Raw genomic sequence first — 24340 nt, forward strand, 5'->3', positions numbered from 1 at the left:
TATTGTTTTTTTTACACATCATAATTGTGGTAACTAAAAATAAAAGAAAACTATAAATTCATTATTTGGTTAGTTCAATCACTTTTAACCTTCTGTTTCTGCGCATATAACTCTGAATTATGTGTTGCGTATCTTTATTGTTCTCCATTGGTGTAATAAGTGAATCTAAGATTTCTCGGTTGTTTATCTGATGGTAAAGATCAAAAAAACCAATACCTTTAAATATACCATCCTCAACTAGAATCACACTTTTTTCATTAATATCTCTCCCTTTATCTATAAGTACCATGTCTTTGTTTTCGTAAGTATTGCTCTTAATTACTTCTGTTACGCGTTGGTTGTATGTTTCCAAACTTTCCTTATTTATACATGCTCCTTCGCAATTTTCAATTTCATAATTAAAACAGCTCTGTACTCCTTTGTCGATTCCGCAGAGTTTAGGGCAAAGATTATGTATTTCAATCATTTTATTTAAAAAAGAAATACCACCTCTTCTATTTATAAACGTAGTAATTGCTCTTTCTTTAGAGTTTATATGCGAGATTTTTAAGTTTATATAGCCATTATTATCAATAAAACTATATAAACCTTGTGTAAATTTGTTTCGTTTTAAAGCTCTATTAAGAATAGGTTTATTAGCTTTTATTTCCTCACTTTCTTTTAATAAAGCCACAAGTTCACTTCCTGTTTTTTCGTAGGTTACTGTTGCAACCTTAACTTGTATTTTTTTTGATTTTGAATTACTATTTGTAAAGTGCTGAGTAATTCGTTTTCTAATATTATTACTCTTTCCTATATATATAATATTGCCATTAGCATCGTGAATATAATATACACCAGTATCACTTGGCAACTCTTCAATTATGTCTTTAAGATTAGATGCTAATTTCGATTTCTGCTCAACCTTTACTGCATCTTTTATAATTGTTTTATCTGTATCCTTATTTAATAACATTTTAAACAACTTTACAGTCGCCATAGCGTCACCATTGGCTCTATGTCTATCACTTACAGGTATACCAAGGGCACGTGTTAATTTTCCAAGACTATAAGACTCCATGTCTGGTATGAGCTGCTGAGAAAGTTCAACGCTGCATAATGTTTTTCTTTTAAACGGAAAGCCCAGTCTTTTAAATTCTGTTTTTAAAATGCGATAATCAAAAGAAGCATTATGGGCAACAATGATACAATCTTCAGTGATTTCTACTATGCGTTTAGCAACCTCATAGAACTTAGGTGCGTTTCTTAGCATTTTAGAATTGATTCCGGTAAGATTTACTACAAAAGGCTGAATTTCTCGCTCAGGATTAACTAAAGAAATAAATTGATCTGTAACCTTATGCCCATCGAATTGGTAAATTGCAATTTCAGTAATTCCTTCTTCGTTAAATTTACCACCAGTAGTTTCTATGTCGAGTATTGCGTAAATATGATTATATCTTTTGAGTGATTATTAAATTGAGACTAAAATTAAGTATAGTTTCTTTTACCAAATATACTACTTCCTACACGAACCATGGTACTTCCGCATTCTATGGCTAATAAGTAATCACCACTCATTCCCATACTTACTGTAGATAAGTTTGATAGAAGATTTTTTAGAATATCAAAAGTGGATTTTAAAAATTTAAATTCTTTTTCCACTTGTTTCATATCATCAGTAAAAGTCGCCATTCCCATAACACCTGTAATATTAATATGTTTTAACTCTGTAAATGATTCGGATTGTAGCAGAGTAGAAGCTTCATCAGCCGAAATCCCGAACTTGCTATCTTCTTCAGCAATTTTAATTTGAAGCAAACAGTTAATTACTCTATTGTGTTTTTGAGCTTGCTTATTAATTTCTTTTAAGAGTTTTAGACTATCGACACCATGGATTAGATCTACAAACTCAGCCATATATTTTACCTTATTTCTTTGTACATGGCCAATCATGTGCCACTGAATATCTTTTGGCATATTCTCCCATTTCTCTGCCATTTCTTGGATTTTATTTTCTCCAAAAATGCGCTGTCCAGCACTATAAGCTTCCATTAAGTCACTTATAGGTTTTGTTTTTGAAACTGCCACTAGAGTAACACTCTCAGGTAAGGCAGATTTCACGTTTTCTAAATTTTTACTAATACTCATAAATAGTTATCGCGCTTCTTAATTTTGGTAGTATATAAGTACTCTTTGGTGGCATTTTAAGGCCTTCGTCTGCAATTTTTTTCATCTGTTTTACGCTTGCAGGACACATGCCAAAACCAACTTTAAATTTACCATTGTCAACACTAGTTTTTATAGTCACCACTTCATGCTTTCCGTGTACATATTCAATTCTTGTGTCATTTCTTAAATCATTGATGCCCAAGATAGGCTGAAGAATTGTTTTATATAATAATTGTGCATCTAAAGTGTCTAAAGCCGTATTAAATTCATATGACGTTTTTCTTAAATAAAGCGAATAATATTCACCATCTAAGTACATGCTAAAATGATGTGGCTTGGACGGGCTGTAAGGTGCAATTCCTCTATTTTCGATTCTAAAACAAGCATCTAACTTAATGAGAAATTCTTCTTTACTTAATCCATTTAAATCTTTTACAAGTCTACTAAATTCTTCAATTACCAAATCTGATTCTGGTATGAGATAAGACATGAAAAAATTATAAGATTCTGTGCCTATATGATTTGGATTTTTTTGTTTTTCTTCCTTATAAAATAAATAAGAAGAGGCAGACCTATGATGACCATCCGCAATGTAGATGGTATCCATGTTTTCAAATTCTGATTGAATTTCAGTGATTGTTTTTGCATCGTCTATTTTCCAGAGATAATGGGTGTCTCTATAAGTCATAGTAAACTCAAATTCGGCATGCGCTTTTTGAGTTTCTTTAATAATAGTTGCAATAACACCATTATCTGGATATGTTAACAGTACCGGCTCTGCATTAAAACCCACTGTCTTAAGATAAGTTTTAAAGGTCTGCTCACGTTTAGCAATAGTATCTTCGTGTTTTTTAATAATATCTTTTTCGTAATCCTCTGCGCTAGTAGCTGCAATGATGCCGTTAAATTCTTGCCCATGCCTATTGACAATTTTGTAAACATATAACGACGGAGAATTATCTGTTACAAAGACACCATCTTCTTTAAATTCTAGATAGCGGTTTTTTACCAGTTGGTAGCGCTCTTGCCCTGTTACTTCTTGTGCATATTTATATCCAGGATTTACAATATGAAGAAAACTGTACGGGTTATAGTCCATGCGCGATTCTCGCTCATTTATAGTGTAACTTTGATAAGGTCGTGCAGCCACGAGACCAACAATAGCTCTAGTTGGTTTTACTGCTTTAAATGGAATTATTTTTGCCAATTTTTAGATTTTAGACTTTAGATAATAGACGCTAGAATTCTAACGACTAATGACTAACTACTTTATAAACTGTTTAGCGACCTTTTCTGCTTTACGACTTTCAGAATAGTCATAAAAACCTTCACCAGATTTTACACCAAGTTTACCTGCTCTAACCATATTTACTAAAAGTGGGCAAGGTGCATATTTCGGATTTTTAAATCCATCGTACATTACATTTAATATAGAAAGGCAAACATCTAGGCCAATAAAATCTGCTAATTGAAGTGGTCCCATTGGATGCGCCATTCCTAATTTCATAACGGTATCAATTTCAGAAACTCCGGCAACTCCATTATAAAGTGTTTCAATAGATTCATTTATCATTGGCATTAAAATACGATTGGCAACGAAACCCGGATAGTCGTTTACCTCAGTTGGAATTTTACCTAGTTTCTTAGATAATTCCATAATTGTAGTTGTAACGTCATCACTTGTGTCATACCCTCGAATAATTTCAACCAATTTCATAATTGGCACAGGATTCATAAAGTGCATACCAATGACTTTACCTGGTCGTGACGTTACGGCAGCGATTTGGGTTATTGAAATAGAAGATGTATTCGTAGCTAAAATAGTTTGTGCATCACAAATTTCATCTAGTTGTTTAAATATTTTGAGTTTTAAATCCACATTCTCAGTTGCAGCTTCAACTACTAAACTCGCATTTTTAACTCCTTGAGTGATATCTGTAAATGAACTTATATTGTCTAAGGTAGATTGTTTATCTAATTCCGTAATTCGCTCTTTGGCAATCATACGATCTAGATTTTTGGTAATTGTAGCGAGTCCTTTATCTAAAGAATCTTGGCTGATATCTATAAGTTGAACGTTATATCCGGATTGTGCAAAGGTATGGGCAATTCCATTTCCCATAGTACCTGCACCAATTACTGCTATGTTTTTCATTGAAAAATTAATTTTTCATTTCCACGAAAGTGGAAATCTATTTAATATTTATCTTCTTTTTTGATAAGATTCCCGTTCTCACAAGAATTAAAACTGATTAATAATCATATTTGCAACACGCAAAGCTTCTGTGCCATCATGTAAGGTTACAACAGGCTTTGTATCATTATTAATTGCATCAGCAAATGTTTCAAGTTCATCTAGAATGGCATTATTGTTTTCAATCTTTGGATTATCGAAATAGATTTGCTTTTTCACACCTTCTGCGTTTTGCAGTATCATATCAAAATCACCAGGATTTTCTGGAGCATCTTTCATTTTTACCACTTCACATTTCTTTTCTAAGAAGTCAACAGAGATGTACGCATCTTTTTGAAAAAAACGTGTTTTACGCATATTTTTTAAAGAAATACGACTTGCTGTAAGATTAGCAACACAACCATTTTTAAATTCAATACGTGCATTGGCAATATCTGGCGTCTCACTAACAACCGAAACACCACTAGCAGAAACATGTTTAACGGGCGAATTTACAACACTTAGAATAATATCAATATCATGAATCATTAAATCTAATACAACAGGCACATCTGTACCACGAGGATTAAATTCTGCTAAACGATGTGTTTCAATAAACATCGGATTTTCGATTTTATCCTTAATACCAATAAATGCTGGGTTAAAACGCTCTACATGCCCAACTTGTCCTTTAACGCCGTGCTCTGCTACTAAAGTTCTTATAGTTTCAGCTTCTTCAACGGTATTTGTAATAGGTTTTTCAATAAAAATATGTTTTCCTTTTTTGATGGCTTGTTTAGCGCAATCGTAATGAGAAAGGGTAGGAGTTACTATATCAACAACATCGACAGCATCAATTAAAGCATCAATTGTTTTAAAATAAGTATATCCAAATTCTTCAACGACGCGTTTTGCATTTTCAGGATCTGCATCATAGAAGCCTACAAGCTCATATTTATGCGATTGATTGAGTAATCTTAGATGAATCTTACCAAGGTGACCAGCACCAAGTACACCAGCTTTTAGCATATTTTTCAGTTTTTAACAAAAATAGTTGTTTTGACTTGAAAATTTGAAAAAGAAAATATAAAATACTGAGAATTTAATAATATAATAATCTTTAATTCCGTGCTTTGAACTTGTCATACTTTCAATTAATTTTACATGAAACTAAACTAAGATTTGAAAGATACATTTAAGCATCAAGGCATGCGTCAACAACTTGTTGAAACTCTTGTGAAAAAGGATATAAAAAATGATGCTGTTTTAAAAGCTATTGGTAAGATTCCTAGACATCTTTTTATGGATTCTGGCTTTATAGATCACGCCTACCAAGACAAAGCATTTCCTATTGGTGCCGATCAAACAATTTCTCAACCTTATACAGTGGCTTTTCAATCTGAATTATTACAAATCACTCCTGGTGATAAGGTTTTAGAAATTGGAACTGGTAGTGGTTATCAATGTGCAGTATTAGTTGAATTAGGTGCTAAGGTGTATAGTATAGAACGTCAACAGGAGCTGTTTAAGAAAACCTCTAAATTTTTACCGAAAATAGGTTATAGAGCTAAGAAGCTTATTTTTGGTGATGGTTATAAGGGACTGCCTGAAGAGGCTCCTTTTAAAAGTATTATCGTAACTGCAGGTGCACCATTTGTTCCTAAACCTTTATTAAGCCAATTAGAAATTGGTGGCCGCTTAGTTATTCCAGTTGGTGATGGTATTCAAACCATGACGCTTTTTATTAGAAAAGGACCAAAAGAATTTCAAAAACACGAGTTTGGTGAGTTTCGTTTTGTGCCATTACTTGAGGATAAAAATTAACTCATGAAAAAAATGTTTCGTTTTCTTCTAATTGCACTTATCGTTTTTATTTTAAAGTTTTGGATCGGTGTATATGAACACGACGAATTTGGAAGCACTCATATATTTATTAAATATAGACCAGTTTGGAAATCTTATTTTTACTCACCAATAGGAATGAGCGATTCATTGTTAATTCAATTTCCTTCTGAAAAACAAATTGAACAGATTCTTTTTAATGAATTTGTGAGTTCTAAAGGGCTTTCAAAATAAATATATTAATCAGTCAGCTTTTTAAAAGCTTCTTTACCACCAACAATAGGTAATGATAAACTCGTTTTATCTAATTCAATAGTAAGTTCTGTACCCGCTTTTGGATGCAGCGTGTATTCTTTATCACTAGAAAATATCATTAATCCAATCTGTTGACCAGCTTTAATAATCTGATCGTCTGGTTGTAGTTCAAAATTAATAGTATATGAACGTCCTGGAACAAGATCTTCTTCATCTGTTAACGATTTATAATTTTTAGGATCTGCCCAACCACGTGTAATAATATTATCTGTTATTTTTAAACCTGAACCTTCTTGCCATGGCAATGAAACCAGCCATACCGAAAGATTTGCAGCAGGCTTATTACTCGATAATGTAATACTAACTTTAGGTACACCAGAAATGTGTAAATCAGATTTTAATTGTGGTGTTACATAAAGTAATCGGTTATTAGAGTTTTTCGCTTTCGCTAAATCTTTTCCGGAAAAAGAGACATCGTCAATTAATGTTTCTCCTTTTTCTTCTCCTTTTTCAGTAGTTAATCCTCCAGCAGTTTCTCCACCAGAAGTTAAATTTAATATAATGTGTTCTGCATCTGGATTTGGATAATCTAAATAAGGTGTCGGTTTTTGTCTGTCATCATATTCTCTAACTATGAAAGCCTTATTTTCTTCTTTATCTACACCATTGTCAATTCCATGAAGGTATTTGGTAAACCATTTGTTCATCATAGAAGTAGGTGGTGGTCCACCATGTCCATTTTGATGGTAATAAATTTGGTGCGGTAACCCTTTTTCTTTTGCTGCTTTATAAATTCTGTAACTATGCTCTGGCATTACATTCCAATCATTAAATCCGTGCGACATTAGTAAAGCAGCTTTCATATTATCCATTTGGTTTAGATAATCTCGGCTTGCCCACCAATCGTTTAAATCACCAGTTTGTCGGTCCATATTATCCATCATTTCCGTATCTCTAATCACCTTATTATTTCTTGGACGTTTATCTTCAGCGCCACTATGCACAAAATCATAAAGCACATCAATATCTTCACCTAAATAGCCACCTGGTGACCGCACTAAACCATTAGAACGATAATAATGATAATAAGACGTATTAGGCGCTATAGGTATTATAACTTCTAAGCCCTCAACACCTGTTGTTGCAGCTGCTAATGGTAATGTTCCGTTATAAGATGTGCCAGTCATACCCACTTTACCAGTAGACCAAGTAGCTTTTACTTCTTCAGTGCCCTTGCGTTCTGTAAATCCTTTAGCTCTGCCGCATAACCAATCTATGACTGCTTTTGGAGCTAAAGATTCATTTTTACCACCAATAGTTGGCGCTCCGTCTGATAAACCAGTTCCTGGTGAAGATGAGTGTACCACAATATAACCTCTAGGTAACCATTTTTTGATATGTGAATAAGAAATCATTGGTTTAGGTAATGTACGACGTGTAACTTCTGGATGTACACGCTCTTCTGACTTACCACCAAGCTCACGTTTTACATTCCACATAGAGCCAGGTACATCTGCTGCTACGCCAGCAAAATATGGACTTGTTATGTAAATTACAGGTAATTTTAAACCTTCAGTGTCTGTTTGCTTTGGTCTTGTAACTGAAACGTGCATGCGATCTGCGGAACCATCTCCGTCTGAGTCAAATTCTGTTTCTACCCATAAATCGTGACTTATCCAAGTATCAAAACCTCCATTAAAAGCATCTACAATTTGAGCTTCACCATCTTTAAATATTGGTGTGGTTTTTTCAGCGTTTTGCGCACAGCTCATAATTGAGAATGCAAGTGCAATGATAAAAAAAGAATTAGTTTTGAATGCGAGTGTCATATGAGTTAGGTTTCGAATAGTGTTTTGTTAAAAATAAGGACTATTTGTTAGAACTCAAATAGGTTTGTGATAAGTTTGATATATTAATTCGAAGGAATTTGTAACACGTTATCGAATTATCTGATAGTGCTTTTCGTTATTTCTTATCACTGTAAAAAACTATTAATCAGTTAAAACGTCTTTAACTATTGAGTATTCAGCATTCATCCATGCAACATAAATAATAGCAATGGCGATAATCATTATTATTGCCCATTTAAGAACCCAAAAGAAAATATCTATTAATTTTTTACTTATTGATTTCATGCTCTATTGCAGAGTAATAATTTTCATGCTTTATTTTATGTTATAAATAAATACTAGTTACTTTAATAATTAATTCTTAGGTAAATACTCTTCAGGAATTGGATTTGCTTCAGATTCTTGCATCCAATAGATATTAATGATCCACCAGCGTTCACCATCATTCATGAGTTGAATACTGTTGATACCTCTCATAAATGGTTTCCTATCGTCTTTTCTTTTAAAAGAATGATATGTACTAAATACTTGTGTGATGTTGCCAAAGGTTTGGACATTTCTACTTATTTCTACCTCATGAAAGCCATTTTCTAACAACCACTTACCCGATGAATTTATATAATCATCTGGTGTCATATAGCGCGCCATATGTTTTCCTTCTTTGTTTTTGCCAGTAGGAATTAACTTTGCGTCTTTATGAAATAAGTGCTTGAATAAATCCCAATCACGTTCTACACCTGCATCTCCAGAAATTACAGAATATAATGTTTCGATGGTGCTGTCTAATGTGGATACGTTTTTTGTATAGTCTTTTGTTTCTTCTTGAGCATTTAAATTAAATGATATAAATAATAATAGTGTAATAATATTCTTCATAATGATGAATCTTGATTTATTGTTAGATTCCTGCCTGCGCAGGAATGACAAGATTGTAAAGTTAAAAGAATTTCAACCCAAACAAAATCGCATCACTTTGAAATCCACTTTGATACGAGCGAATATAGTCTACACGCAAGAATCTCCATTTTCCCCAACCAATATTATCTACACCAATACTATACTCTTGGTAAGGTTTAAAATCTGGTGTTGCCAATAGATGTGCGCCAACAACTAAGTTAAAATTAAGTTTATTTAATAACGGTATTTTCCCTAATATAAAACCATTAAAATCGTGCTCAGCATGTGCTTCTAAATAGGCGTCATTTGTGCTTCCAGAATAATAATCGAGATTATTAAACACGTTAGTGTAGTTACCTGCAGTGCTCACATGGGTTTGGTTACCATTAAAATGTTGATAATCCATAAAGGCAATATCATCTGCGTTAAAGAACTTACCAGCTCTTAAGTTATATCTAAAACGCCCCTTGTCTGCAATGTTAAATGACTGAAAAATTCTAACTTTAACTTGATCAAAATTATAATCGCTATTAGTGGATCCAAATCCTTTTTCGTAGCTTAAAACTAATGTTGGGTATTTATCGCTACCAACATTAAACTTACTGTCTGGATAGCTTAAATATTCTTGTCCGAAATTAATTTGGGCCGTCACATTTGCTTTTATTATGTTGTGCGTTTCAAACGGTGCGACTCCAAATGCTGTTTCATCTAATGGATTGTTACTTGTATACACATCATTTTCTTCATTTGTAAAAACCTGATCTGTAGTATTAAATAGTGCTTTACGTCTTTCGTAACTTATACCAGAGTAGAGTCTTAAACCGTTAACTAGCTCTTCAGAATAATTAAGTTGAAGGAATGTTCTATCGTAAAGCTTCATATAATTGTCTTCAAAAAACAAAGTACTCACTGTATTAATAAAGGGTGTTATGGGATTTGAAGGATTAAACTGTTCTGTGCGCACACCACCAGAAAGTGTTAAAAAACGTCTATTTGTATTATTAAACTTGTACGTTAATGAGCCTGTTGCACGTAATCTATCGTCTGAAAAGCCATATTGAAAACCAGCATTAGCTCTAAAAAAACGCTTAAAATCATCGTAGTTTTTAGTAAAAAATACATTGGCTCTTGCTGTGTAGCCTTGCACTGTATTAAACTGAACTCCACTAATGGGAATATCATAACCTAGTCGAAAATCTTTATGAGAATTTTGATACGAATAACCTAGAATACTGCCTAGTTTGAATTTATTATTAACGCGATCTATAGAATCTAAATAAGGTTTGGATTCTTTTACAATTTGTATGCTGTCCTTTTTAATATAATCTGTGCGCTCTTCTGAAGTTAAGGGTACTGGCCTAATTGTTTTCCAGAATAAAGAGTCTTTTTTATTGGCTTCACTTTCAAAAGCGACGATTTCTCTGCCAAAATCTTGTCGTGTTAGGCCAGGATTTATATCGTAATTGCTGTAAACTGCGGTAAAGCGACCATCTCCTTTGAAACCTAAAAATTTATATGAAAAATCTAAACTTTGTGAGATTAGTGCCCAAACATTGCTAGTTTCAGAATATGAAAAACTTTGCTTTAATGACAATACATCTGCAGCAGGAATACGCGCTTGTACACCAGTAATATCTAGTTCTACAGCATATATGGTCCATTGGTCTTCAACAATATAAATACTTCCGGAAAAAACAGGATCATTTTCTCGCTTAGGAATCACGTTTATTTTATTAATTAGATTTCCTCTATCGTCATAGAATATACCTTCTAATTTATAACGGTAATAGGTGAACGCATTGTTGGCTATAGGCGACACAATTTCATTACCAAATTCTATGGTGTTCTTATAAAAATTATAATCGACATCACTCGCATTATTGAAACTAAAGCCATTACTGTCTCCACTTACTTTGGAAGCTGTAATTTTTTCTTTGAGCTTATCTGGGTTTAAAAACTGAAGTTTAGATATGGTTTCAGATAGATAGATAATTCCTGTACGTGTTGAGTCTAAGCCATCAATTTCGATGTCTTGTCCCATAAATTTCTTTGGGGCATCTTTAATTCTAATTAATCCTCTTGAGTAAAAATCTGCTTTATAAGAATTTATTTTATCGAGATTCTCTTTACGTTTTGTAATTGCCTGTCTCATTATGGCATTTGCAGGATTGTCTTCTGCGCTCACTACAACTTCACCCAAAGACACCGACTCATCTTCTAGTGTAATATTTATTGTATATGGAAACTTATCTACGGCGATTTTCTTTTTTACCGTTTTGTAACCTATATAAGTATAAATAATAGTATATGTTTTAGATTCAGAAATATTGAGTTCGTAATAACCGTCGTCATTAGTGGTAGTGCCATTATAGGTGTTTTCTATTATGACATTCACAAAGGGTAAAGGTTCGTTTTTAGTGTTTGTAATTGTACCAATAACTTGCGCTGAGGCGATTGAACTAAAAGTAACAAAGAGAATGTAGAGTAAAGATTTATCCATTGAGTTTGATTGATGGTTTATATTTATATAGACGCATTGTTATAACAAATGGTTGCCTGAGGTAATAAGTAAATTATTTAAAACCCTTTTCAAACATAGATTAAAAATAGAGTGGGAGACGTTAGAAGAATCTTAAAGTTATCGAAAATCTTTCTTAATACGATCTAAGTTACGCTTATTATCACGGTCTTTAATCGTTTCGCGTTTATCGTAAAGTTTTTTACCTTTTCCTAATGCAATGATAAGTTTAGCGAAGCCTTTTTCGTTAATATATAAACGTAATGGAATTACGGCATTACCTTTAATATCCATTTCCTTTTTGAGCTTTTTAAGTTCTTTTCGGTTTAAAAGTAATTTACGTTCTGCTTTTGGTTTGTGATTGTAATAGTTGCCAAAGGCGTACTCTTCAACAGTCATGTTTATAACAAAGAGTTCATTTCTATCATTAAATTCACAAAAACTTTCTGCAATAGAAGCCTTGCCAGATCTGATGGATTTTATTTCAGTTCCGGTAAGTACAATTCCAGCCGTATATTTATCTAAGATCTCGTACTGAAATTTTGCTTTTTTATTGAGTATGTTAACCGTTTTTTGCATTTTGTACAAAGGTAGTTTTATTAGTTAAAAGTTAAAAGTTTAATAGACTAAAGTAAACTGCGTAATCTTATTCATAGTTTTACGACTATCGTTTTAATTTTTTTTAATGAAGTATTTTTCAATCTTATTTTTGAGTTTAGTATTAATTGCCTGTAAAACTGAAACTAAAACAAAGGTTTTATCAGCTGATGCTATTATTGATAAATCTATTGCAATTTCTGGTGGTGAAATTTTTAATTCTGAAGTTGTAATCATTAAGTTTAAATTTCGAGATATACAATATAAATCTACTTATACATCTGAAGCTAAAGTTTTATCACGACTAATTGTTAAAGAAAATGATTCTATTATAGATTTTTTAAAGGGAGATTTGTTTCAGCGTTATATTGATGAGAGACCTGTTGAACTTGAAGATTCAATGGTTACTAAGTATTCAGCATCAGTGAATTCAGTGCATTATTTTTCTACATTACCTTTTGGTTTAAATGACAAAGCAGTAAACAAAAAACGGTTTGAATATGAAAAAATAAAAGGAAAAGACTACTACAAAATTAAAGTTACATTTAATAAAGATGGTGGAGGAGAGGATTACGATGATGTTTTTATCTACTGGATTAATAAAACATCGCTTAAACCCGATTATTTGGCCTATTCCTATAATGAAGATGATGGTGTTGGCATGCGTTTTAGAGAAGCATATAACGAACGTTATATAAAAGGTTTACGCTTTGTAGATTATAATAATTACAAGTCTGAGAATAAGGATATAAAGCTTGCTGATTTAGGGAAAGCTTTTAACGATGATACACTAAAACTACTTTCTAAAATAGAACTAGAAAATATAGAAGTAGAATTGATTAAAAAATAAAACCACAGATATAAGTCTGTGGTTTTCATATTTTTATTTTAATAGTTTTTAGTTACTATACTCGTCTTCATTAAATGGTTTTAACCATTCTAAAATCATATCATTACCTCTTGTGTCAGTGACCTTAAGAAGACTTTCAATCTTTTTTATTTTAGCATTGACATTAGCAATAGAGTCGGTAACTAAATAGATTCTAGCATAAACTTGTCTTTCTGTACCTAATAAAACAGGATCTACAGTATCACCAACTTTAAAACGCTCTAAAACAAAATGAATCTCATCGTCTGCTTTAATTTCATCTAAGCCTTCTATAGAATCGATAGTACCATCTTTAAGCAATACCCAAACGGTACATGCTTTTTTACCACCAAAAGTATAATCATTCTTTTCTTCAAAATCTTCGTCACCAAAGACTCCAGTTAAAGCAAAGTTTAAAAGCATTTTTCTATGGTCAAAGCCATGAATGTGTAGCAAGTGAAAATGTGGTGCTTCGCCTTGAAGTCTAAATCCAGGATCGTATGCATATACGATATTATTTTCAACAAAAAACTGCACGTTTAGAATGCCATTTTCAATTTTTAGAGCCTTAAACATCTTGCATAATTTTGGATGCATTTGTTCTATAAACAGCTCGCTATGTTTAGAAGGGTAAACTGCTCCAATACAAACAGGGCTAGCATCGCCTTGTATTTTAGTTGTGACTCTATCTGATATTGCAGAAATGTGAGCCACTCCATCTTTAAAGGTGTAATACGCAGCCATATCATCACAATCCATATAGCGCTCAACAAGAACCACTCCTTTTTTAGAAAAACCAAACGCCGTTTTTACAGACTTTTTGTAATCTTCCTCATCTCTACAGATTTTCATACCGACACCACCACCATTATCCACTGGTTTAACCATAAGAGGGTAACCAAGGTTATGCGGTTTGTCAATATTTTCGACACCTTCAATGTAAATACCTGGAATGTCTAAAATATCGAAATCTAAACAGTATTGTTTAAAACCATCTTTACTACAAAATGCTTCTACGGCTTCAGTTGTAGCATAGCATGGAATGTTTAGAATATCACAAATGTCTTTGTATGGTTTTACCAAAATATCTGCAACTCCTACTAATACGCCATCTGCTCCGCAATCTTTTACAATTTGTGCAACGTTTTCTACTTCGAAAACATCAATATCATAACTTTCTTTTGCATTACGCTTTGCAGGCGAATTTTGGCCCATATCAATTACTATTGTATATAAACCCATTTTATTTGCAACATCTACAACTGCTGCTGTTTCAGGATTTCCGCCGAGTATAACTATTTTTTTAGACATGTCTTTAATGCTATATTATTTAGTTTGTGCGCTCTAAAAGAGCGAATGTTTTATTAAAATTTAATTATTCTGAAAAATGAATTCGTTGTCAAAACCTAAATCATTGATTAGTTTATCTATACGAGCCTCATTAGTATCTATTTTTACGATTTTGTTTTTATCAATACCCATTAGTCCTAACTCATTTTCAATAAGTTTATGAACTGAAGGGTTTATAGTAGCAATAATTAAATAATCGAATTCATCATTAGATACTGCACTTATTGGTTGTACTGAATTTCCTCCAATTTCTAAATCATGAAAATCTACATCGACCCAATTAATAATTTTAAAGAAATCTGTCTTGAGATTCGTGGACAATATATGCTGCCCAAAAGATCCAGAACTATACACAACAACTTTTGAATCTTTTTCTACTTCTAAAAAAGGATTGAAGAAAGATTGTGTGACATCATTATTTATTAATCCACCAGATCTTACTAATATTTGTGAATACAAATAAAACTTTATATGTTGGTCTAAGGTGTTCTTATCAATTACTGGACTTAGTTTAGTCTTTAAAAAATTCATTAAAAGACCTAATCTATAATACTCTATTTTAGGATTTTCAACAGATTTTACAATAGAGTCGTGTCTTTGTCTATAGTAATATAAAGGTACTTTACTAATCACTAAACTTTTTGAGATGGCTAAATATGAATATGTTATAGCGGCATCTTCTCCCATTACGACGTCATTTGGCACATCGTAAAGTACTTTTTTAAGAAGTTCTTTTTTAAATAATTTATTCCAAACGTAAGTGGACATTCCATGCTCGCAAAACTCACCATTATAAATGGCATTCGGTAGAATAGAAGATTTAATGTCGTCTTCATTGTAAATACCAGGATTAGCTGGTTTAATCGTTTCTATCTTACCATTAAATTCTCTAAAGTGACCTGTAACAGCGAGGTCAGCAGAATTAGCTTCAGCTAACTTGTATAAAATATCTAGGTAATATTTATCTACCCAATCATCGCCGTCTACATAAGAGATATACTCACCCAAAGCCGCTTCTAAACCAGCTTTTCTAGCAGATAATAAACCTCCATTTACTTTATGAATAACTTTAACTCTAGAATCTAACTTTGCATAGTCATCACATATTTTTGGACAATTATCTGGACTACCATCATCAACCAAAAGCAATTCAAAGTCTAAAAAAGACTGTTGTAATAGACTTTCTATACACTGTGGTAAATAGTCTTCAATTCTATAAATAGGAACAATTACACTAATTTTAATAGCACTCATAGGTTTAAATGTTCTTTAATTCAACGTAAAACAAACCACTACCATTATTGATACCAGTTGCAGATTCGCTCTTAGCGGTTGTTATATATAAGTTGTTCTGTTTATCAAAACAACACGATGTCACATTGTTGTATGGTAATTTTATTTTATTTATTTCTTTCCCAGTTGAAGGATCCCATTGCGAAACGCACGCTCCTCCCCATTCGGCAATCCATAGCATCCCATTATCGTCTATTGTCATTCCATCTGGACTTCCATTTCCAGTCAATTCTATAACATATGAATCGAATATCATATCACCAGTTTCTATATCGTAGGCATATTTAGCCACTTTTTTAGTTGGTGTATCAATAAAATAAAGCCAATTTTGGTCAGCCGTAAATGCCAGACCGTTAGATATTGTTGTATTCTCAATGATGACTTTATAATTGTCATTATTATATGAATACACTTTGCCAACGTTATCCTTTATTTCTGGATAGCCCATGGTACCTATAATAATGCGTCCGACAGGATCTTTAATACCATCATTGTATCTTACTAAAGGATCTATATCTATTTGAAAAGTAAAAGTAGAACTTAGTGTTTTAAAGTTAACTTCGAAGAAACCGTCTTTTGAAGCCACTAATACTTTTTTGTTATCTAAAATATAAATACAGCTCGTAGGTGAATCTAACTTAATACTCAGTATTTCTTTAGTTGATGGATCATAACAATATACTAAGTTATCAAAAATGGAAACAAAGTATAGGAGGCTATATTCTTTATCAAAAATTGGACCTTCAAAAAGTTCAGCAGTTTGCGAATAATAGATTAAGGATGAGCTCATAATTTTATATATATTCTCCTCCAGTAATTCTCATTATTGAACCTGTAGTCATGGCTGAATCATCTGAAATTAAGTGCATTACAGCTGGTACAGGGTCTGTAGGGTTTAGCATACGTCCCATAGGAATAATACTACCAGCATTGCTTTTTAATTGGTCTTCACTTATACCTTCACTAGCTCTTAATTTAAGTTCTCCTTCAGTACTTGTCCATCCCATTACAACGTAATTAGAGCGAATACCATATTTTGCATAGTGATGCGCAATATGTGTTGATAATGTGTAAAGTGTACTTTTTGTTAATGCATATGCCGTGCGATCTGCCTGGCCATAATCCATATGAGCTGAACCAAAAAATATAATGGAACCTGTTTTAAATTTCATCATGGATTTTAAAACATGTTTTATTAAAAAGTAAGGCGCTTTTAAATTCACATTAAACACTTGATCATATAGGTCTTCTTCCGTATCTACAATAGAAGCTACAGGTGTAATACCTGCATATAAAACAAGTGCATCTATTTTTTGAAACCTTTTAATGGTTTCATTAAAATAGTCTTCAATACCATTAATAGAGTTTAAGTCAATTTTATGAAAGTATAATTTATCCTCAGCTTTTAGAGATTTAATCATTTTGGCACCAAGTTCAGCGTCTCGGCCACAAAATGATACATTGTACCCTTTTTTTAGGCAAGACTTTAGGATTTCTTTTCCGACACCCTTAGTACCACCTAATAACATCACTGTTTTCATAAATCTTTTTGGCTAATTTGGTTAAGTTTATTAAGTCAAAGCTAGCTATTTAATTTTAGATTTTAAATTTTTTATCTGCGTATTGGCACTAAAACCCTATAAAAAGTACATATCTGGTACTTTTATCGATAAACGTTATATACTTATAGATTGTAAGTAGCAACTAATAATAATAGCCTAAATAGTATTAAAATCTAAATCTTTGATTTTGAATCAATCAACTTTTAGCATTGTAGATGTTTTAGAATCTTTCGAAATCGTAACAATGTAAAGATTGGCATTATTGTCCTCTGAAATCATATCATATTTCTTTTCACCTAGTAAACCATTTGTAAACATTGGTGTTGTATTACTATGACCAACTATCAAAACAGTTTTACCCTTAGTAGATTTCATAAACTCTTTGGGGTTTATATTTCTAGGATCGTAAAAAGATACTTCTACATTATTTGCTTTTGCAGTTGGTGCTGCTGTTTCTTTTGTTCTGTGGTAATCTGTAGAGTAAACCATATCAAATTTCACATCTTTAAGAATCGAAGCCCAATTTTCAGCTCTTTTTAATCCTTCTTCTGTTAAATGAGGGTTTCTATTCGTTTTATCTGACTGATCTTTCTCAGCATGTCTTATCAAATAATATGTAGTCGTTTTTTGCTCAACCTTAGCTTCATAAGGACCTTCCCATATTACCTGTTCGATCATCCATTTACCATCGTCTTTAGATAACGTTACATAGTCAATTCCCCAATTAGCTGTGACCTTTGCTGATGCAATATGATTTCCTATGTCTAAAACTTCTACCTTTCTTATTATATTTTCGTCTCTCGTTCTACCTTCTTCCTTCATCTTCGTAACAAACTCCATGGCTTTATTATAGCTCATGTGAGCGTAATACTCATAATTCCCAGATTCTTTGTTTTTCCAGTAGCCAAATTTATTGAGACGCGGCTTTATTGCTAATTTTAATTTAGTAGTATCTCCCTTGTAAAATGCATCAATATAATTATTGAGTGTAGTTTTAATTTGTGTATTATCTGATGTGTCTTGAGCAGAAATTGAAATTGATAGCGAAAGACAAAATGCTAGAATGTAATATTTCATGATGAAACAGATTAGTTAGTATCATCAAATATAATTGAGAAAAAAGTAAGTATTTTGAAAAAGTATGTTAAAAGAATCTAAGAGGTGAGTTTAGATAAAGGCTCATTTACAATTAAAACACTTAATGAAGTGCCAATTCTATCAACACCAACTTCGATATATTTAAGTGCAGTTTCAGCATCTCTAATACCGCCAGAAGCTTTTATTTTCAGTTGATTTTTCACACTTTTCTTCATAATCTTAACCGCTGTTAGTGTTGCACCACTTTTGGAAAATCCGGTAGATGTTTTAACAAAATCTGCCCGAGCGTCAATACAAATTTCACAGGCTTTTACAATTTCATTTTTTGAAAGTTCACTAATTTCAAGTATAACTTTTAATGGAATGAGACCTATTGCACGTTTTACGTCACTAATATCTTTTAAAACAGCTAAGTGATTTTTACTTTTTAGTCGGCCAATATTCATCACCATATCAATTTCTGTAGCTCCTTGTTCAATGGCTTTTTTGGCTTCAAATATTTTAGCTTCGGTAGACATGGCACCTAAAGGAAAACCAACAACAGTACAGACTTTAACATTAGAATGCCCTAGTGCTTGTTTTGCAATGGGTACATAAGAACTATTAACACAAACGGAATAAAATTGGTACTTTAATGCTTCTTCGCAAAGTTGTAGAATATCCGCTTCAGTAGCAGAAGGACTGAGCATTGTGTGATCTATAAATTGATTTAATTCCATTTAATCTTATAAGTAGGTTATAATAATTAGCTATAGCAATTCTCTATTTTATTAGAGGGATTACCAATTAAGAATAAATAATGTCTTAAGCGATGTTGGAATTAAATAGCACGATAAAGTTAAGGATTTATCCGATAAAATGCTTTAAATAGTTAGATTTTAACATGCAGTTCATCGAATATTTTTTTTTACTGATGTAATGATTTGAAAATCAACAAACAGTGTATTCAATATTTTTTACAGCGAAACTGTAAAACACGGTCTTCAAAAATTGTAGCATCAATTGGATTGATTATTTGTTTGAATAAGTTCATTTTATCAATCGGATGATTTTCTCTTTTTTTTGTCTGTAAATTAAAATACACAAAACTAGTCCATATGATTGCCTTTAATTGTGATTTGTTTTCGTTGTACATCCTCATCTCAACCCTTAATTTACTGGTATCATAAAATATGAGTTGAGACTCTATATTTACAGTTTCCATTAAAAGCGCTGGTTTTAAATAAGCAATTTGATTAGCACTTGCGACCCAACTTAAACCTTCTGTTTGAGCAAGTGTGTATATATCCAATTCGTACTGACTAAGAAGCTGATCACCACGATGATTCATAAAGTAATCTGTATATTTTCCATTATTTAAATGATTAAATGGATCACAATCTTGAAATCTAATTTTTGTTTGACTTTCTAATATTTTTGGTAGTGCCATATTATATATGTTATTAATATACCATTCGGTATATTTTAATTTAAATTTTTTTATGCTTTCAATTCATTTTTAATAATAAGATCTATTTGGTCCATGGTGTCTTTTAAATAAAAGTCATCATCCATAGTATAGGTCATGAAAATTGCACCTTGTATCATTGAATCTATGCGTTTTGCATAATCAATAGCATTGATATTACTATGTATTTCGCCAATTTTAATTCCTTTATTAATAGTAGACGCTAAGTCATCTTGTATAATTTGGATAACAACGCGCACTTTTTTTAGAAGCTTAGAATTTTGATTATTTGAATCAACACCAATATTAAGTAAAGGACAACCACCATAGGATTTACTTAAATTATAGTAATTGCGATAAAAGTCAACAACTAAATATATTTTTTCAATTGGAGTTTTGCCTTTTGAAACATACGTTCTAAGTAAATCCATTAACTTTTTTACATTATGCTTAAAAGCAGCAATTGCAAGGTCTTCTTTATTTCTAAAGTTACCATATAATGCACCTTTTGTTAAACCTGTGGCCGAGGTTAAATCACTCATACTTGTTGCTGCATAACCATTTTTACTAAAGATTGGTGCTACAGTTTCTAATATGTACTGTTTTGTATGTTGCGCTTTGGTTAGCATAATATGACTAAAAATAGAAAAAATATACCAAATGGTATATTTTTTCTATATAAAAGTAGTTTTTATTTTATTCAATAACTGCAGTTACAGTATAACCTGCTTGCCTTAAAAGGTTAATCACCCCTTTTTCTCCAGCAAGATGTCCTGCTCCAACACCAAAAAAAGTAGATTGTACTTTTGCAAATTCTCCTATTCTTGGTATCCAATTTTCATTTCTTTTATCTAAAAGCTCATCTTGATGTTCAGATACAGATGTAAAATTTTCATCATTCATCATCTCTATCATAGCAGTTATATCCTCATTTTTATAGACTTCTAACATCTTTGCAAAAGATGCTTTATCATATGCTAAATTGTCTTTTGCGCTGCGCGCTAAATCTTGGGCCTGTGCTTTATATGGGATTTCATCAAAAACCTTAAGCTGGTCTTCAATGGTCTCTAAGCCTTTAATCTCTTCGCCTTGTTCTTTAGCTACTTTCATTAACTCTGCTTCAAAGGATTGCATAGAACAATCTATTAATTTTGGGTAGAGCATGGCCGTTAGAAAGAAAGGCTTTACGTTTTCTAGCATCTTAACAGACATTCCCATATTGTTTTTGAACAAAGAATCAATGGCTATATAGTCAGACTCCGAAACTAAGTCTTTAAGTTTTTTTCCATCCTTCATGTACATACCTTGCATCATTTTACTTTGCATACTTGGATCGTCCATGTCTATTTCTAAAACTATTTGCGAGGTTTCATCTAGCGCTTTCTTAACATCTTCATCTAAAGTTGCATCGCAGGTGATATGTATAGTGCCAAATAAATAAGATGCTTTTTCTAACCCATTACCTTCAATTTTCCAAAGGGTTGAATTTTCTAATTTTTGTGCATTGGTAGTAAAAATCGATAATAGAGCTATTGTAATTACTGAAAGAATATTTTTCATAAAGTGTTTTAATTTTGATTTATAAGTAGCAGAATAGTAGAGTTTGTTACAAAAGGAAAGCAACACATCTTAATACCGATAGCTTTTCGATATTAAATCCGTGTTGCTTTAACCAACCAATCATTATAAAGACTGATTATAAGCTATATTGTTACAGTATGTTTACAATTCTTCAACGACTAAATCATTTTGGTTTCTGAAAACTAGTTTTTCATCAAATTCATCTAACAAGATAATACTGTCTGTTGTGACGCGACCAGCTAAAATTTCTTTACTCAATGCATTTAAAACTTCTTTTTGAATAACGCGTTTTACTGGTCTTGCACCGTACTCTGGATTATAACCTTTGTCTGCTAAATAACTAACAGCTTGGGGTGTAGCATCAAAAGTAATCCCTTGTTGAGCTATCATTTTAGTGATACTCTTTATTTGTAAACTAACTATACTTACAATATTTTCTTTAGATAAAGGTGTAAACATTACAGTGTCATCGATTCTGTTTAAAAACTCTGGTCTTACACTTTGTTTTAATAAACCTAAAACATCAACTTTAGCCGCTTCCATAGCAGAAGGGATATCCTTTGTAGCTGCAAATCGCTCTTGTATAATATGGCTACCTAAGTTTGAGGTCATTATAATAATAGTATTTTTAAAGTCTGCAATGCGACCTTTGTTATCTGTTAAGCGACCTTCATCTAAAACTTGTAATAGAATATTAAAGGTATCTGGATGTGCTTTTTCAATCTCATCTAATAAAACTACAGAATACGGCTTACGTCTAACGGCTTCTGTTAATTGACCACCTTCATCATAACCAACATATCCTGGAGGTGCACCAACTAAACGACTTACGGCATGACGTTCTTGATACTCACTCATATCTATGCGTGTTAGAGCGTTTTCGTCATCAAATAAGTACTCCGCTAGTGCTTTAGCTAATTCTGTTTTACCAACTCCAGTTGTACCCAAAAACAGAAATGTACCTATTGGTTTTTGTGGATTTTGTAAACCAGCTCTAGAGCGCCTTACAGCATCACTTACGGCTTCAATTGCTTCTTCTTGCCCAACAACACGCTTATGCAATTCGTCTTCTAGCTTTAGAAGTTTCTCACGTTCGCTTTGTATCATTTTTGTTACCGGAATTCCTGTCCATTTAGCGACCACATCTGCAATATCCTCATAGGTGACTTCTTCTTTAATTAAAGCAGTCTCTTGCTGTTCGGCAAGTTGTTTTTGAAACGTTTCTAATGACTCAGTCGCTTCTTTTATTTTACCATATCGTAACTCTGCAACTTTACCGTAATTACCTTCACGCTCAGCACGTTCTGCTTCTAATTTATAGTTTTCAATATCTTGCTTTATGGCCTGAACATTCTCAACAACTTCTTTTTCTGATTTCCATTTGGCGTTAAGCTCATTTCGCTCCTCTTTAAGGTTTGCTAATTCAATTTTTAAAGACTTTAGCTTTGTTTCATCTTTCTCTCTTTTAATAGCTTCGTGCTCAATTTCTAACTGCATAATCTTACGATCGAGAACATCTAATTCTTCAGGTTTAGAATTGATTTCCATACGAAGTTTAGACGCAGCTTCATCCATAAGGTCAATGGCCTTATCTGGTAAAAATCTATTGGTAATATATCTGTTAGATAATTCAACAGCCCCAATAATAGCTTCATCTTTTATACGAACCTTATGATGTGTTTCGTATTTTTCTTTAATACCTCTAAGAATAGAAATGGCACTTTCTGTATCTGGTTCATTAACCACTACTTTCTGAAAACGGCGTTCTAAGGCCTTGTCTTTTTCAAAATACTTTTGGTATTCATCTAAGGTTGTTGCACCTATAGCTCTTAATTCGCCTCTTGCTAAAGCAGGTTTTAATATATTTGCAGCATCCATAGCTCCTTGGCCACCACCTGCGCCAACAAGCGTGTGTATTTCGTCTATAAACAAAACGATATCTCCATCGCTTGTAGTTACTTCTTTAATTACGGCCTTTAAGCGCTCTTCAAACTCACCTTTAAATTTTGCACCTGCAATTAATGAGCCCATATCTAATGCAAAAATTTGCTTGTCTTTTAGGTTTTCTGGGACATCTCCGTCAATAATTCGATGCGCTAATCCCTCTGCGATCGCGGTTTTTCCTGTACCTGGTTCTCCAACTAAAATTGGATTGTTCTTAGTACGACGTGATAAGATTTGTAAAATTCTACGAATTTCTTCATCTCTACCAATAACAGGATCTAATTTACCGTCTGCTGCTAATTGGTTTAAATTTTTTGCATATTTATTAAGTGCATTATAGGTTTCTTCTTGACTTTGAGATGTAACTCTATCGCCTTTACGCAGTTCTTCTATAGCTGAATGAAGTCCTTTTTCGGTAACACCTTGATCTTTTAATATTTGAGCGACTTTACTTTTAGATTTTAGAATCGCCACTATTAAATGCTCAATAGATACAAAGTCATCCTTCATTTTATTGGCAATGATTGAAGCTTCGTTTAAAGCTTTGCTAGCTTCTCTTGAAAGCATAAGTTCTCCACCAGAAACTTTTGCAAAACTCTCCATTTCTTTGTCTAATATTTGCTGAAATAGAGCGATGTTTACATTTAGCTTTTTTAGAAGAAATGGTAAAACATTTTCATCAACATTAAACAGGGCTTTAAAAATATGTTCATTTTCTATTTGTTGATGACCAAAGCCTTGGGCAAGTTGTTGTGCTTGCTGAATGGCTTCTTGGGATTTAATTGTATAATTATTAAAATTCATCTTTTATCTTTTTATTATTTCCGTGTATGCAGAAATGTATAGTGTTATATATGTTTTGACTATCTTTATTCAATAATCTTACCAACACAAGCAAGAAGACAAAATGACTG

General features: G+C 32.4%; 23 protein-coding genes. 3 read left to right on the forward strand and 20 right to left on the reverse strand.

Annotated elements, in window-relative coordinates; all coding sequences use genetic code 11:
• Window positions 1-61 precede the first annotated feature (61 nt).
• The 5 genes from ACFWU4_RS08400 to ACFWU4_RS08420 form a co-directional block, all read right to left on the reverse strand.
• A complete protein-coding gene (locus tag ACFWU4_RS08400) occupies window positions 62-1429 on the reverse strand; it encodes an exonuclease domain-containing protein (protein ID WP_411127245.1) in 1368 nt (455 codons plus the stop codon).
• Window positions 1430-1470: 41 nt separating this feature from the next.
• Window positions 1471-2130 carry a YggS family pyridoxal phosphate-dependent enzyme gene (locus ACFWU4_RS08405; RefSeq protein WP_411126749.1) on the reverse strand — a complete coding sequence of 220 codons (660 nt, stop codon included), beginning with the start codon at window positions 2128-2130 and terminating at the stop codon, window positions 1471-1473.
• On the reverse strand, window positions 2120-3358 hold the full coding sequence (locus tag ACFWU4_RS08410; RefSeq protein ID WP_411126751.1) for a DUF1015 domain-containing protein: 1239 nt from the start codon (window positions 3356-3358) through the stop codon (window positions 2120-2122). The genes ACFWU4_RS08405 and ACFWU4_RS08410 overlap by 11 nt, the downstream gene beginning before the upstream one ends.
• A gap of 57 nt (window positions 3359-3415) precedes the next feature.
• On the reverse strand, window positions 3416-4306 hold the full coding sequence (locus ACFWU4_RS08415; protein ID WP_411126753.1) for a 3-hydroxybutyryl-CoA dehydrogenase: 891 nt from the start codon (window positions 4304-4306) through the stop codon (window positions 3416-3418).
• Window positions 4307-4393: 87 nt separating this feature from the next.
• Complete coding sequence (locus ACFWU4_RS08420; protein ID WP_411126755.1) at window positions 4394-5353, reverse strand: Gfo/Idh/MocA family protein; 960 nt, start codon at window positions 5351-5353, stop codon at window positions 4394-4396.
• Window positions 5354-5506: 153 nt separating this feature from the next.
• Between ACFWU4_RS08420 and ACFWU4_RS08425 the strand changes: the two genes are divergently transcribed.
• Window positions 5507-6148, forward strand: a complete 642-nt coding sequence (locus ACFWU4_RS08425) for a protein-L-isoaspartate(D-aspartate) O-methyltransferase (protein WP_411126757.1) — start codon at window positions 5507-5509, stop codon at window positions 6146-6148.
• A gap of 3 nt (window positions 6149-6151) precedes the next feature.
• Complete coding sequence (locus ACFWU4_RS08430; protein ID WP_411126759.1) at window positions 6152-6400, forward strand: hypothetical protein; 249 nt, start codon at window positions 6152-6154, stop codon at window positions 6398-6400.
• A gap of 5 nt (window positions 6401-6405) precedes the next feature.
• On the opposite strand, the gene ACFWU4_RS08435 is transcribed toward ACFWU4_RS08430, so the two are convergent.
• The 5 genes from ACFWU4_RS08435 to smpB all read right to left on the reverse strand — a co-directional run bounded on the left by ACFWU4_RS08435 (window position 6406) and on the right by smpB (window position 12265).
• Window positions 6406-8250, reverse strand: coding sequence for a Xaa-Pro dipeptidyl-peptidase (locus ACFWU4_RS08435; protein WP_411126761.1), 1845 nt, complete (start codon window positions 8248-8250; stop codon window positions 6406-6408).
• Window positions 8251-8412: 162 nt separating this feature from the next.
• Window positions 8413-8556 (reverse strand): hypothetical protein, encoded by a 144-nt coding sequence (locus ACFWU4_RS08440; protein WP_411126763.1) that lies wholly within the window; start codon window positions 8554-8556, stop codon window positions 8413-8415.
• Between the two features lie 69 nt (window positions 8557-8625).
• Complete coding sequence (locus ACFWU4_RS08445) at window positions 8626-9147, reverse strand: hypothetical protein (protein WP_411126765.1); 522 nt, start codon at window positions 9145-9147, stop codon at window positions 8626-8628.
• A gap of 61 nt (window positions 9148-9208) precedes the next feature.
• Complete coding sequence (locus ACFWU4_RS08450) at window positions 9209-11668, reverse strand: DUF5686 and carboxypeptidase regulatory-like domain-containing protein (protein WP_411126767.1); 2460 nt, start codon at window positions 11666-11668, stop codon at window positions 9209-9211.
• 138 nt (window positions 11669-11806) lie between these two features.
• Window positions 11807-12265: an SsrA-binding protein SmpB gene (gene smpB / locus ACFWU4_RS08455; protein WP_411126769.1), complete on the reverse strand. Its 459-nt coding sequence runs from the start codon at window positions 12263-12265 to the stop codon at window positions 11807-11809.
• Between the two features lie 106 nt (window positions 12266-12371).
• Between smpB and ACFWU4_RS08460 the strand changes: the two genes are divergently transcribed.
• Window positions 12372-13133: a DUF6503 family protein gene (locus ACFWU4_RS08460; protein ID WP_411126771.1), complete on the forward strand. Its 762-nt coding sequence runs from the start codon at window positions 12372-12374 to the stop codon at window positions 13131-13133.
• A 48-nt stretch (window positions 13134-13181) separates the two neighbouring features.
• Here the strand turns inward: ACFWU4_RS08460 and ACFWU4_RS08465 are convergent, their stop codons facing one another.
• From ACFWU4_RS08465 to clpB, 10 genes are all read right to left on the reverse strand, one after another.
• A complete protein-coding gene (locus ACFWU4_RS08465; RefSeq protein WP_411126773.1) occupies window positions 13182-14462 on the reverse strand; it encodes a carbamoyl-phosphate-synthetase in 1281 nt (426 codons plus the stop codon).
• A 60-nt stretch (window positions 14463-14522) separates the two neighbouring features.
• Window positions 14523-15755, reverse strand: a complete 1233-nt coding sequence (locus tag ACFWU4_RS08470; RefSeq protein ID WP_411126775.1) for a glycosyltransferase family 2 protein — start codon at window positions 15753-15755, stop codon at window positions 14523-14525.
• Window positions 15756-15759: 4 nt separating this feature from the next.
• The gene (locus ACFWU4_RS08475; protein ID WP_411126777.1) at window positions 15760-16584 is read right to left on the reverse strand and encodes an SMP-30/gluconolactonase/LRE family protein; all 825 of its coding nucleotides are present in this window, start codon (window positions 16582-16584) and stop codon (window positions 15760-15762) included.
• Between the two features lie 4 nt (window positions 16585-16588).
• Window positions 16589-17335 (reverse strand): SDR family NAD(P)-dependent oxidoreductase, encoded by a 747-nt coding sequence (locus ACFWU4_RS08480; protein ID WP_411126779.1) that lies wholly within the window; start codon window positions 17333-17335, stop codon window positions 16589-16591.
• A 213-nt stretch (window positions 17336-17548) separates the two neighbouring features.
• Window positions 17549-18433, reverse strand: a complete 885-nt coding sequence (locus ACFWU4_RS08485) for a histidine phosphatase family protein (protein ID WP_411126781.1) — start codon at window positions 18431-18433, stop codon at window positions 17549-17551.
• A gap of 77 nt (window positions 18434-18510) precedes the next feature.
• Window positions 18511-19173, reverse strand: a complete 663-nt coding sequence (gene deoC / locus ACFWU4_RS08490) for a deoxyribose-phosphate aldolase (protein WP_411126783.1) — start codon at window positions 19171-19173, stop codon at window positions 18511-18513.
• 227 nt (window positions 19174-19400) lie between these two features.
• Window positions 19401-19883: an acyl-CoA thioesterase gene (locus ACFWU4_RS08495; RefSeq protein ID WP_411126785.1), complete on the reverse strand. Its 483-nt coding sequence runs from the start codon at window positions 19881-19883 to the stop codon at window positions 19401-19403.
• A gap of 50 nt (window positions 19884-19933) precedes the next feature.
• Complete coding sequence (locus ACFWU4_RS08500; RefSeq protein ID WP_411126787.1) at window positions 19934-20530, reverse strand: TetR/AcrR family transcriptional regulator; 597 nt, start codon at window positions 20528-20530, stop codon at window positions 19934-19936.
• A gap of 67 nt (window positions 20531-20597) precedes the next feature.
• Entirely contained in the window at window positions 20598-21461 is an 864-nt protein-coding gene (locus ACFWU4_RS08505; protein WP_411126789.1) for a TraB/GumN family protein, read from the reverse strand.
• Window positions 21462-21623: 162 nt separating this feature from the next.
• The gene (gene clpB, locus ACFWU4_RS08510) at window positions 21624-24230 is read right to left on the reverse strand and encodes an ATP-dependent chaperone ClpB (protein ID WP_411126791.1); all 2607 of its coding nucleotides are present in this window, start codon (window positions 24228-24230) and stop codon (window positions 21624-21626) included.
• Between the last annotated feature and the right edge of the window lie 110 nt (window positions 24231-24340).

The sequence above is a fragment of the Winogradskyella sp. PE311 genome, assembly GCF_046545555.1.
GTDB lineage: Bacteria > Bacteroidota > Bacteroidia > Flavobacteriales > Flavobacteriaceae > Winogradskyella.